At 36.1% G+C, this 12454-nt stretch carries 11 protein-coding genes; all 11 read right to left on the reverse strand.

All coding sequences use genetic code 11. The features are described from left to right. Window positions 1-4267 (reverse strand): cadherin domain-containing protein (locus P8J93_06625; GenBank protein MDG2061470.1); only part of this gene is annotated, 4267 nt, incomplete at its 3' end. A gap of 143 nt (window positions 4268-4410) precedes the next feature. After that, the gene (locus P8J93_06630) at window positions 4411-6069 is read right to left on the reverse strand and encodes a sodium:alanine symporter family protein (GenBank protein MDG2061471.1); all 1659 of its coding nucleotides are present in this window, start codon (window positions 6067-6069) and stop codon (window positions 4411-4413) included. Window positions 6070-6082: 13 nt separating this feature from the next. Further along, on the reverse strand, window positions 6083-6304 hold the full coding sequence (locus P8J93_06635; GenBank protein ID MDG2061472.1) for a glutaredoxin domain-containing protein: 222 nt from the start codon (window positions 6302-6304) through the stop codon (window positions 6083-6085). 48 nt (window positions 6305-6352) lie between these two features. Further along, the gene (gene holB, locus P8J93_06640; protein MDG2061473.1) at window positions 6353-7345 is read right to left on the reverse strand and encodes a DNA polymerase III subunit delta'; all 993 of its coding nucleotides are present in this window, start codon (window positions 7343-7345) and stop codon (window positions 6353-6355) included. A 4-nt stretch (window positions 7346-7349) separates the two neighbouring features. Then, window positions 7350-7961, reverse strand: coding sequence for a dTMP kinase (gene tmk / locus P8J93_06645; GenBank protein ID MDG2061474.1), 612 nt, complete (start codon window positions 7959-7961; stop codon window positions 7350-7352). Next, the gene (mltG, locus tag P8J93_06650; GenBank protein MDG2061475.1) at window positions 7961-8938 is read right to left on the reverse strand and encodes an endolytic transglycosylase MltG; all 978 of its coding nucleotides are present in this window, start codon (window positions 8936-8938) and stop codon (window positions 7961-7963) included. The genes tmk and mltG overlap by 1 nt, the downstream gene beginning before the upstream one ends. Continuing rightward, window positions 8939-10180 carry a beta-ketoacyl-ACP synthase II gene (gene fabF / locus P8J93_06655; protein ID MDG2061476.1) on the reverse strand — a complete coding sequence of 414 codons (1242 nt, stop codon included), beginning with the start codon at window positions 10178-10180 and terminating at the stop codon, window positions 8939-8941. It abuts the gene before it with no gap. Between the two features lie 39 nt (window positions 10181-10219). Next, the gene (acpP, locus tag P8J93_06660) at window positions 10220-10450 is read right to left on the reverse strand and encodes an acyl carrier protein (GenBank protein MDG2061477.1); all 231 of its coding nucleotides are present in this window, start codon (window positions 10448-10450) and stop codon (window positions 10220-10222) included. A 125-nt stretch (window positions 10451-10575) separates the two neighbouring features. Next, on the reverse strand, window positions 10576-11298 hold the full coding sequence (gene fabG, locus P8J93_06665) for a 3-oxoacyl-[acyl-carrier-protein] reductase (protein MDG2061478.1): 723 nt from the start codon (window positions 11296-11298) through the stop codon (window positions 10576-10578). Then, complete coding sequence (gene fabD / locus P8J93_06670) at window positions 11288-12235, reverse strand: ACP S-malonyltransferase (protein ID MDG2061479.1); 948 nt, start codon at window positions 12233-12235, stop codon at window positions 11288-11290. Before fabD ends, fabG begins: the two co-directional genes overlap by 11 nt. A gap of 8 nt (window positions 12236-12243) precedes the next feature. Continuing rightward, entirely contained in the window at window positions 12244-12444 is a 201-nt protein-coding gene (gene rpmF, locus P8J93_06675; protein MDG2061480.1) for a 50S ribosomal protein L32, read from the reverse strand. Window positions 12445-12454: the final 10 nt, after the last annotated feature.

A 12454-nucleotide genomic window follows, 5' to 3' on the forward strand; every position in this document is an offset into this window, starting at 1 on the left:
CATCCTCCACATCGGTTATGTTTACAGTAACTTCTTGACTGGCAGTATTGCTTCCATCACTTACATTAACGGTGATGGAGTAACTGGTCTTAGTCTCATAATCCGGAGATGTATTGAAAGTGATGACTCCAGAAGAATTGACACTCAGTGATCCAGCGTCTGTTCCAGTTAAGCTATAAGACAAAGAATCCCCGTCCGCATCAGAAGCAGACACCGTAGTGACTGCAGTTTGGTTCTCGGCTGCAGAAACGGAAGACAATAGTCCTGATATAACCGGATTATTGTCATTAATATTATTGATATAAATGGTAAAGCTTTTATTAACACTATCTGTACCATCGCTAACACTTATGGTTATAAAATAAGATGACTGTGATTCAAAATCAGGAGAAGAATTAAACGTTACTACTCCAGTAGAATCAATAGAGAATGATGAGCTATCATTGCCTGAAAGTGAATAACTTAGGCTATCTCCATCTGGATCAGAAGCTGAAATAGTGATCACTGAAGTTTGGTTTTCATCAACAGTTATGCTATCACCCAATCCTGAAATTGTAGGCTCTTGATTAGGAGCCGGTGCTTGATCAAAAGAATCTGGTTCATAGACTGAGGTAAAATCAGAAGCGCTAATAGATGAAGAATCTTCATCAAGCAACAAGAGCAAATATTCCCCTGAAGAAACTGATCTAATTAGGACATCATCCCCGCTTTGTTCTATTGAAAGGTCAGAAATTTGAATTCCGCTTAATCCTATTATATCTTTTCCATCTTCAAAGCCATTTGCTGTATCAGTTTGTATAATTCTTGGGTTATCTGGTCTCTGCCTAAAGGTCTCAAATGCTCCTAGACTAATTTCATTAAAATCTGAAGACCCACTTCCAGGTCTTAACACAATCGTATCTGATCCTGAACCAAGAGCATAAAAATCTTTCCCAGAACCTCCATCTAAGGTAGTTTCTCCCTCCCCACTAGATAAAGTATCATTTCCCCCTCCGCCGTAAAGTATATCTTCACCATTTCCACCAATTAAGTAATCATCACCTAAATACCCATAAATTTTGTCATTGCCATCTATTCCTTCTAACTTATTGGAGGAAGAATTTCCTGTGATTGTATCATTTCCAGAGGTGCCAATTATATCTTCAAAATTAGTTGCTCCTCCAAATGCTGGATGTAAATCTAGACCATCGGATGAAGACAAAAATCTGAAATCTAAAACATCTCTAACTGGCTCATTAAACCCACCACTATATCCATTAGGCCCTCCATCCACTAAAGAAAGATCTAAAGCGTTTAAGAAAGGTGTACCGTTTGTACCTGTTATTTTTATTCTTAAAATATCACCCCCGGGACCAAGATTAATTACGTCACCGTTCTTAAATCCTAAATTACTAATTATATCGTTGCCTTTACCTAAATCTATATTGACATTCTGACTGTAGATAGAGCGATCTAAATCTTCTCCTCTACCACTTCCAAAAGAAATGGGGGGGGTTTCACTACTAATACCTATCGAATCTGAACCATCAAATCCTTTTATTTTCAAAGGATCATCTGGGGATAGGTTGTTAGTTATATGGTCAGTTTCAAGTCTATCTCCATTGAATGTGTCTCCTGTAAATGTTCCATATTGAGTGTTTACAAGCCAACCATCCTCATCTAAATCATAGGCCATGTAAAAAACTTTTTCATCGCTATTCCAATAGACCTTCCCTGCAGAAGTCTCCAATGTGGTATAGGTGTAATCTCCTACCTTAATGTTTTCTATTCCAGAAAAAATTATTGTACCACCGTTAGGATCTACTAATTTGTAAGATCCATCTGGATAGTCTTGGAAGAAATTAGCAAAACCACCCAAATTATTAATTCCTCCATAGTTGATTACCAAGGTGTCATTGCCTTCTCCTCCCGAGATATTTTCTACAAAGCTCCCAGTTTTATTTTCAACAGTAAAAGTGTCGTCACCTGAAGTTCCAACTGATGAATTTTCTACTGGTGCCGGAGCAGGTGTTTCATCTACATCTGCTATATTGATTGTTAAATTCTGGCTGGTTGTATCACTTCCATCACTTACATTGATAGTAATAGAATAACTGGTCTTAGTTTCATAATCTGGAGCTAAGTTAAAAGTAAGTACTCCAGATGAATTAATACTTAAAGAGCTAGTATCTAGACCGCTTAGGCTGTAGGTTAAATTATCTCCATCCGCATCTGAAGCAGAAACCGTTACTATTGAAGTTTGATTTTCATCAACAGTAACACTCGAAGCCAATCCTGAAATTTCAGGAAACATATTTGCTGGTAAAACAACTGGTGTATTGGTTGTTGCGGTTGCATCGGTTGGGGTATCCGTTGTTGCGGTAGCATCGGTTGGGGTATCCGTTGTTGTGGTTGCATCGGTTGAGGTATCTGTTGTTGCGGTTGTATCTACAAAAGAGTCTGTACCTGCAAAAAAATCAAAGAAATTAAATACGCCCCCACCTTGCGTAGTTCCAATGACTGAACCTCCCTGGTCTGCTGAAGGAAGAATAACTTCAGGAGTAGTAATAACAGAAGATGAACTTGTAGAACTTCCTAAGTCAGTTGAAGGACTGCTAGAAGATGTTGTATCTGTTGGTGTCGTGGTCGTTGTAGTATCAGATGAACTCGTGGTTGATGTTGTGTCAGCTGGTGTTGGAGCAGTTGTGGTCGCTGGCGGAGTTGCAGTTGATGTCTCTGTAGTCTCTGTAGTCTCAGCAGTTGTGTCTGCTAGTGTTGGAGTGGTTGTAGTCGGAGTTGTGATCGCCGGCGGAGTTACAGTTGATGTCTCTGTAGTTGTGTCTGCTGGTGTTGCGAAATTAACAAATCCGTCAAAAAAGGATGAAAGGAAATCAAAACCACCACTCTCGGCTTCAAGACCAAAGTCCGTAGGTGCAGTGACTGCAGGAGTAGTTACAGCAGGAGAAGTGATTGCCGGCTGAGTTACAGTTGATGTCTCTGTAGTCTCAGCAGTTGTGTCTGCTGGTGTTGGGACGGTTGTGATCGCCGGCGGAGTTACAGTTGATGTCTCTGTAGTTGTGTCTGCTGGTGTTAAGAAATCAATAAATCCGCCAAAAAAGGATGAGAGGAAATCAGAACCACCATCTTCGGCTTCGAGATCAAAGTCCGTAGGCGCGATGACTGCAGGAGTAGTTACAACAGGAGAAGTGGTCGCTGGTGTCGTTGTAGTCGGAGTTGTTGTTGGTGTGTCTGTAGCTGTTTCAGTTACCTCAGGTGTTTCTGTTGAAGTAGTAGTTGATGTATCCGGGCTAGTCAAAGACTCTTCTAATACATTTAACACATTGAAATATCCTTGCATGGTAGTAAAGGCTATGCTGTCAGTATCGACGAAATCAATTCCAGTAATTTCAATTGAGTAGAAATAAGTGCCCTCTGTCATGTAACCGGTTAAATCCAAACTGCCTGGGTTAACCAGATCAAAAAAGGCTAAATTGAGGTCTAAATTGTTACTTACGGACAAGACTGTAGAGCTGGATGAAAGACTCTGATAAGTTCTTTCAATGACCGTGCCCTCTGCGGTGAAATAATCAATGGTAAGGGTTTGTGTTGGTAGATCCAGATCCACCATAGAGCCATCAGAACTCCAGTCTACCGTAGCCGAAGTTTGCAGCAATCTTTCAGAACCACTTTGAGTGGCATCGTTGCCGTCGTATAGTTTTAAGGCAATCGTTACCGTGCCACTTCCAGCAGACGGGATACTACTTAATGGCAAACTCAGTGTTGGAGATAAGCCATCCGAGAAAGGTGTAAAAAGTTTCTCTAAGTTATTTAAATCTAGGGCTCCTTCATCTAAATTAGCCGTCAACACTCCATCGCTGGTGGTATAGATCAATTGATAAGTAGTTTGAGGATCAGGGGTACTTTCTGGATAGTCTATTAGAGTAAGAGTCTCACCTATTTGAAAGCCATTAAAAGTAGTAGAATCAGTTACAGGACTACTAGAAGTAGACTCAATTCCCCAAACGTACTTCCACTCACTAACTCCCCCGCAGGTAATCCCATAGACATTCCATTGCAGTTTTGCCACTTCAACTTGTTCACTGCCGTTACCGGATTTACTACCGGACCAGTCTTCAAAAGCCGCACAACTCGAAGCCGAAGAAGACCAGGTCAGAGTGATGGTTTCACCGACTGCTGCAGTTTCCTTATTTGAAGAGATATCAGCATAAATTCCATCCGTAACTACAAAGAGGAATAAGAGCAAAAACTTATTTGATTTTGAAAACATTACTGAACTAAAATTATACCCTTTTTAATTAATCATTTAATGTAACTAATTAATTACTTTTTAAGAAGGAATTAATATTTTAAATTAGAATACTTAAAACCCCTGTCCTTTTTTAAAAAACTATTTTATGAATCATTCCTTTTTTACTTCTGCTTAGGTTGTACATAGCCTGAATCTATAGACTTCATTTCTTTTCTTAATAAGACTAAAGCCAGTAAATTGGGAATAGTTGCAATTGGACCTATGACGGTAGCTATATCCCAAATAATTTTAGTATCAATAATGGAAGCAAGAAAAAAAGCACTAACATAAATTATCCTATAATAAAGTATCCAACCTTCGCCGAATAAGTAAGCAGTTGCTCTATCGCCATAATAAGACCAAGCAATTACTGTAGAAAAGGCAAACATAAGTAGACCTATTGCTACAATATACTGACCAAAATTTCCAAATATACTTCTAGAAAATGCTTTACTGGTTAAATCTGCTCCAAGTAGTAATGACTTTCCATCAACATCATAATTCCCAACGTCCATAATTTTTCCATCGTCTACAAAAATAGATCCTGAAAATACTTCTCCAGTAGAAGAATCAAGGAATGTGACATCTTCAGCAATAGACCTGTTATGAATAAGGGTAACTTTTGAAGTATTAAGAACACCATTTTTTATTGGAATGTTGCCCGTAAACTCAATATCACTAGAAGCGCCTGTGATAAAATTTTGCAAAGGTTTTATAGATTGTGGATCTTCTAGATCAAACTGCCCTTCTACAAAGTACATAGAGCTGGCTTCAAATCTATTTTCAAATTTCTCTGTCCAGACACCTGAAGATAAAATTACTAATCCGGTGATAGTGCAAATAACAATAGTATCAATAAAGGGTTCTAAGATTGAAACAATACCTTCTTCAATTGGGTTTTCTGTCTTAGACGAGGCGTGAGCAATAGGTGCAGATCCTTGTCCTGCTTCATTTGAATAAAGCCCCCTATTCACTCCTCGTGTTAACGCTGCAGCAACACTCGCTCCTAAGAAACCTCCTACTGCAGCTGTAGGAGTAAAGACATGCACAAAGATATTTTGGAATGAAGGAAGAATGTTATCGTAATTTGAAATAATCACCGCAAAAGCTCCAACTAAATACCAAAAAGCCATGAAAGGAACTAGTTTAGAAGCAATTAAAGCTATTCGCTTAATCCCCCCAATGATTACTAACCAGAGAAGAATAGTTAAGACAATACCTGTCATTATTTTTGGAATCTCAAAAGTATCCTTCATAACTACTGCAATACTGCTTATTTGAGGCATATTGCCAGTGCCTAAACACATCAACAAAAGACAAATGGAGAAGAGTACTGCCAGCCATTTCATATTAAGGCCATGCTCTATATAGTACATAGGGCCACCAGCTATTGAGTCATCTTGTAATTTAATTCGATATTTGTGTGCCAAAGTCACTTCCACAAATTTTGTGGTCATGCCTAAAAAAGCAGTAACCCACATCCAAAAAATTGCAGCCGGCCCACCTAGAAAAATAGCGAGGGCGACACCGCCGATGTTTCCTGTTCCAACGGTCCCAGACAAGGCTGTAGTCAGGGCTTGGAATGGAGTAGTTTCTCCAACTGTATCTTCTTTAATATATTTTCCAGTAAGAATGCTCCAACCATGACGAAAATACTTAATTTGAGGGAAACCTAAATATATAGTAAAGAATATGCCCGTACCTATAAGTAGAGCAGGAAACCAGTATTGGTCAACTAAATAATATGTAAGGAAATCAAGTACTTGAGATAATGTATTCATTTAATAATTTAGATTATTTTTTTAAAAGTATTTCTAATTCTGTATATCCACCAACATAGTTGCCATGCTGAGTTATTTGTGGAAAAGTTTTAGCATGAGGAAATTTATCCAATAAATCCTCCATTGTGAAATCTTCATTCAACATATATTTTTTAAATTCTAAATCCTTAATCTTACATAAATTAACAGCTTTATCGCAAAATACACACTGAGGTTTTGACCAGATTTCTATCATCCCTGCTCCCTAATTCAAAATAATTTCTTAGACTATACTATACAAAACTCATTGAGTTGAGATATTAAGCTTTTGTCCCCAGTCAATCAATAAACTGCGCAAATGATAATCTGGTTTTAGACTAGTTCCATTTTTAAAAAGATTCCACAGTGAATTAGTGCTGAATAGAAGAGAACAGAGGACTTGATGCGTAACTTTTTGAGCTAAATATTTACTAATTATTTTAGAGTCTTCCTGAACTTGGATCAAACTACTTCCCGTTTTAAATCTCAGAGCATCCATTAAAAGTCTGCTCATCCAATCTAGATGTAAAGTAAGGCTTGTTGGTTCTTTAGACCAGGAGGATGATACCTCTAATAAATTATGTCCTTGTTTAATAAATAACCCTATTTCATTAATAAATGATTGCCTGTCTTCTAAAATCTGAGAATTATCCTGTTTAATTAAAGTGCTTATATTCTTTCTATTGAGACTTAATATCTTTAATGATTCATCTCTATTAAGATCTGTCTGATCCAACCAATTTATAATTTGAGCATCAGAAGGATTGGGTATTTGCATTTCTATACACCTGCTTCTTACTGTTAAAGATATTGATTTTGAAGAATTACTTGTCAAGATAAAGAAGGTATTCTTTGGAGGTTCTTCCAGAATTTTTAACATAGAATTTGATGCTTCGGAATTCATTAACTCACATCTATTAATTAAGAAAACTTTACTTCCACCCATAAATGCCGTTTCAAAAACACTAGACTGAATATCTCTAATTTGGTTTATAGATATAAAGGTTTTATCCTCTTCTTTAGAAATTAAATATAAATCTGGATGGTTATGACTTATAAACAATTTACAAGACTTGCATTTTTCGCAAGGGAAAAAATTATCTCTATTAGAGCAAAGAAGAGATTGAGCAAAAAGATTACAAAAATCTATTTTCCCTAAGCCTTCATTGCCTGATATTAAGTATGCGTGACTTAAATTCTTATCCTGGAGAGCTTTAATAGTATTATCAAACCAAGGAAAGATAGCTGGATTCTTCATTTAATTAAACTAATTCAAAGATTAATTTAGAAACTACTTCCTGCACATCAGCTTGTTCTTTAGAACTATCTATAATACGAATACGATCTTTATTTTCACGAGCTATTCTCTGATAATCTAACCTGATTCTTTGATGAAAATCTTTTGACTCTTGTTCAAATCTATCCAATCCACCTCTAGATCTTACTCTCTTTAGAGCTTCATCAACTGATAAATCAAATAAAAGAGTTAAATCAGGGGTAGGTAAATCCAACCTTGAAGTGATGGACATAATTATATCCTGAGATATTCCTCTTCCTCCGCCCTGGTAGCAAATTGTAGAATCTAAATATCTATCAGAAATTACCCATATTCCTTTATTTAAATTTGGATTTATGACATTTTCTACGTGGTCCACTCTATCTGCTAACATTAATAATAATTCAGTTATAGGTGTGATTTTATTGTCTCTATGTAATAAAACATCTCTTATGTTTGAGCCATTAGGCCCTCCTCCGGGCTCTCTTGTTGCAATAAAAGGTATGTTATTATTATTAAGAACTTGTTTGATATAAGTTATTGCAGTAGATTTTCCAGAACCTTCTATCCCCTCTAAAGTAATAAATTTAGCATCCATTATTGACCCAATTGATATTTTTTTACCGCCTTTAAATGCTCCTCATAGGACTTTGAGAAGTAATGCGTACCATCGCCTTTAGAAACAAAATATAAATACTCTTCATCGTTTAATATAGACGCGGCTTGAATAGATGATTGGCTAGGATAAGAAATAGGTCCTGGAGGTAGTCCTTTAATAAAATATGTATTATATGGGTGCTGCATCCTCAAATCTTTTTTGGTAATATTACCATGATAATTATTTCCCATAGCATAGATCACCGTGGGATCTGTTTGAAGTTTCATTCCCATTAGTAGTCGTCTTAAAAAAACTCCTGCAATTAGCTCTTTTTCTTCTCCCTCCTTTTCTACAATAGAGGCAAGTATAAGGAGATCAGATTTAGATTCATAAGGTAACCCCATCGATCTTAATTCCCAATATTTATCTACAATTAAGTTTTGTCTATCAAATGCTCTTTTTAGAAGATTAGAATAAGTATCTCCATATTTATAAAAGTAAGTTTCAGGAGCAAATACTCCTTCCAAAGAAAAGGGAGCCAGAAATTCACTAAGAAAAGCTTCTGGATTGCTCCCTAAATCATCAACCAAACCCTTTGAGTTTCTTAACTCTGCGATTAGTTCTTTAAAGGTAGAAGATTCTTTAATTCTGATGTCCCTATAATAATTATTGCCCAAAGAAATATCATGCAAAATTCTTAACAAATTCATATCCGGCTTTAAAAGATACTCACCTGTTTTTATTTCTGTTTCCTTCCCACTAATTCGCATATATATATTTACAAGAAGTGTATGTCTTGTAGCACCAATTTTTTCCAAGTTTGAAGATATAGTTTTAAGGTTGTCACCAGAATTAATTGTTAAAATTTTATTATTAAGACCTAGCTCTGAATTAAAAGATTTAAGAATATATATCAATACAAAGAGAATTAAAGTTAAAGAAACTATGGAGAGATAAGTAGTTTTTTTAAATTGCACTTAGTATTCTTTAAAGACTAGAGAAGCATTGGTGCCACCAAAACCAAATGAATTTGAAATACTAATATCGACTGAAGTCTCGGTAGCTTCATTAGCAGAATAATTAAGATCGCATTGCTCATCAGGATTATCTAAATTTATTGTGGGGGGAGTTATGTTATCTCGTATAGATAAAATTGAAAAAATAGCTTCCACTGCTCCAGCAGCTCCTAATAAATGACCAGTCATTGATTTAGTAGAGCTAACTATAAAATCTGATGGATCTTGACCGAATACACTTTTAATTGCTTGAGTCTCTGCTATGTCACCTGCAGGAGTCGATGTTCCATGTGCATTTATATAATCAACCTGAGAGGCATCGATTTGAGCATCCTTAATTGCATTTTCCATGGCTCTCGCAGCCCCTTCTCCACCTTCTGGTGGTGACGTAATATGATAGGCATCTGAACTCATACCAAAGCCTATAATCTCTGCATATATGTTTGCTCCCCTTTTTTTAGCATGGCCCAATTCTTCTAAAACTAAACAACCAGCTCCTTCACCCAACACAAAACCATCTCTGTCCTTATCCCATGGCCTACTAGCTTGTTGAGGATTCTCATTATTTGTTGATAAAGCTTTAGCTGCATTAAATCCAGCTAAACCTAATGGAGATATAGCCATTTCTGCCCCTCCTGTAATAATAATATCTGACTCCCCATAGGCAATTGATCTTGCAGCATATCCTATGGAATGACTTGCACTTGAACATGCACTAGCTATAGACATGCTAGGTCCTTGAAATCCATTTAATAAAGAAACATAACCTGAAACCATATTACTTATAGACCCAGGGACAAAGAAAGGTGATATTTTTTTTGGTCCTTTTGCCTCTAATAGGACTTTATTGTTTTCTATCGTTGAAAGACCTCCAATACCTGATCCAATAGAAACCCCAATTCTTGTTTTATCTAAAGCACTATCATTAAGTCCTGAATCGGAAATAGAATTAGCTGCAGCCACTATTCCGTATTGAATAAATAAATCCATTCTTCTTAGATCTTTTGGATTTATATAACCCTCAGTATTAAAATCTTTGACGGAAGCAGCAAAATGAGTTGCAAATTCATCAGTATTGAATTGATCAATAATGCTTACTCCACTTTTACCAGATAGAATATTACTCCAGGCCGTTGATAATTCTGACCCCACAGGGGAAACAATTCCCAAGCCAGTTACAACAACTTGTCTATTACCATTCATTTATTGGATGATTAAAGAAAATCTTTAATCCTAGAGAAATCAGGAATTATTGGTTATGTAGTCAACTGCATTTTTTACTGTAGCGATTACTTCAGCTTCTTCATCGGGTATTTCAATTTCAAATTCTTCTTCAAAAGCCATAACTAATTCAACTGTATCTAATGAATCAGCTCCTAAGTCATCAACAAAAGATGCCTCAGTTTTCACTTCTTCTTCAGTAACTCCTAACTGTTCGCAAACAATTTTTCTAACTCTTTCTTCTACACTCATTATGGTTCTCCCACTTAGGATTATGTAATTCTATCTATAAAAAAACGTGATAGTATCAAGTTCCTGATTAATTGCATCAACATTCGCTATATTTTTAATGAAAAGTCAAGATATTATCTTATAAATTACATATAGAGGCCTCCATTAAGGTGAATAGTTTGACCTGTAATATAAGAAGCTTCTTCTGAAATTAAATAGTTAACTAATTCAGCAACTTCATCTGGTTTACCGAACCTTTCTAGAGGAATCTGCCTTAGAAGATCTAGACGCTCTTCTTCAGTTAAATAAGAAGTCATATCTGTAGATATGAAGCCTGGCGCAACAACATTTGATGTAATATTTCTGCTTCCAAATTCTCTTGCCATTGTTCTAGTTAGGGCTTCAAGTCCAGCTTTTGCCGCAGAATAATTAGCTTGGCCAGCATTCCCAAGAGATGCTGAGGTTGAAGATATATTGACTATCCTACCCCATTTATTTTTAATCATGTATTTACTTGCCATTTTACACATTCGATAAGCGCCAGTTAAATGCACATTCAATACCTCATGCCATTCTTCTTCTTTCATTCTAAGAAGTAAATTATCTCTTGTAATACCGGCATTATTCACAAGTATATTAATTGTCTGATATTGTTCTTTAATTTCCGACCAAAAGGTTTCCACACTATTACTTTCAGTTAGGTTGAGTAGCGCACCAATAAAACCTGCTGCATTTATATCTTCAACACCTTTTTTAGTAGTTGCCGTGCCAATAACTTTTATTCCAGAACTCTTCAAAGCTAAAGAAATTGCTTGACCAATACCTCTAGTGGCTCCTGTTACTATAGCTATTTTAGGTTCAGACATGATCTATGAATAATTCCTTAAAAGAAGATACTTTCTCTAGTGCAAAATTATTAGCATCTTTATAAATTTGTCTATTTAATCCAGTTAGAACTTTTCCAGGACCACATTCTATTATGAGTTCAATATCTTGTTCTTCAAAAAATCGTATAGTGTCTACCCAATTAACCGGACTGAATATCTGACATAGTAAATTATTTCTTAAAGAGGCTAAATCTTTTGCAATGCTTGCATTGAAATTCTGCACTACCGGAATTACTGGTTCTTGAAAAGAAACACCATCTAAAAAACTTAGAAATTCATCCGCAACTCCTTCCATAAGCTGGCAATGTGCAGGAACACTCATGGGGAGTAATAAGGCCCTCTTTGCTCCTGCTTCTTTTAATTCAACTATCGCGCACTCTACTCCGAGCTTGGTTCCTGAAATGACTGTTTGTGAAAGTGAATTTAAGTTAGCAGGACTTACTAGATTTTTTGGATCTTTAGAAATAGATTGGCATATATTTTTAATATCTACAAAAGGAAGACCTAAAATAGCTGCTATTCCACCTTCACCTTCCGGAACTGCTTCCTGCATTAATCTAGCCCTATTAGAGACTAAAAATACTGCATCTTTGTAAGTTATAACCTCCGATGCTACTAAAGCAGAATATTCACCTAAAGAATGTCCTGCTAAAAATTTTATGCTAGATAAATTCTCTAATGGAATTTGTCTCCAGATTGCAATATCAGCAGCAAGCATTAAAGGTTGAGTTATCTCTGTTTTTGCTAAATCTTCAGAGGTTCCATCTTTTAATAAATTAATTAAGTCAACATTGATTATCGAAGATGCCTCTTCGAACGCATCTTTAAAAGAGACATACTCATCAAAATAATCAGACAGCATATCAAGGCTCTGAGAGCCCTGTCCTGGAAAGACTATAGAAGTGTTTTCCAATATCATTGAGAATGTTAAGGCGTTTCTTCTGCTTCCTCTTCTACCTTAAGTTCTATGACTTGCTTGCCTTTATAAAAGCCATCTTTGGTCATATGATGTCTTAAATGACGCTCACCTGTAATACTATCCGTCGATAGAGTAGGTGATTTTAAGGCATGATGAGAGCGTCTTTGCCTTTTTCTAGATTTTGATACTTTACTTTTTTGAACAGCCATTTATTTCTCC

Source organism: SAR86 cluster bacterium (assembly GCA_029268615.1).
Taxonomy (GTDB): Bacteria; Pseudomonadota; Gammaproteobacteria; order Magnimaribacterales; family Magnimaribacteraceae; genus JAQWNM01.

Bases quoted from the DNA above. Each gene is read 5' to 3' on its own strand.
- fabF (MDG2061476.1), bottom strand. From the start codon at position 10,180: ATGAATGGTAATAGACAAGTTGTTGTAACTGGCTTGGGAATTGTTTCC.
- holB (MDG2061473.1), bottom strand. From the start codon at position 7,345: ATGAAGAATCCAGCTATCTTTCCTTGGTTTGATAATACTATTAAAGCT.
- tmk (MDG2061474.1), bottom strand. From the start codon at position 7,961: ATGGATGCTAAATTTATTACTTTAGAGGGGATAGAAGGTTCTGGAAAA.
- acpP (MDG2061477.1), bottom strand. From the start codon at position 10,450: ATGAGTGTAGAAGAAAGAGTTAGAAAAATTGTTTGCGAACAGTTAGGA.
- rpmF (MDG2061480.1), bottom strand. From the start codon at position 12,444: ATGGCTGTTCAAAAAAGTAAAGTATCAAAATCTAGAAAAAGGCAAAGA.
- P8J93_06635 (MDG2061472.1), bottom strand. From the start codon at position 6,304: ATGATAGAAATCTGGTCAAAACCTCAGTGTGTATTTTGCGATAAAGCT.
- P8J93_06630 (MDG2061471.1), bottom strand. From the start codon at position 6,069: ATGAATACATTATCTCAAGTACTTGATTTCCTTACATATTATTTAGTT.
- fabD (MDG2061479.1), bottom strand. From the start codon at position 12,235: ATGATATTGGAAAACACTTCTATAGTCTTTCCAGGACAGGGCTCTCAG.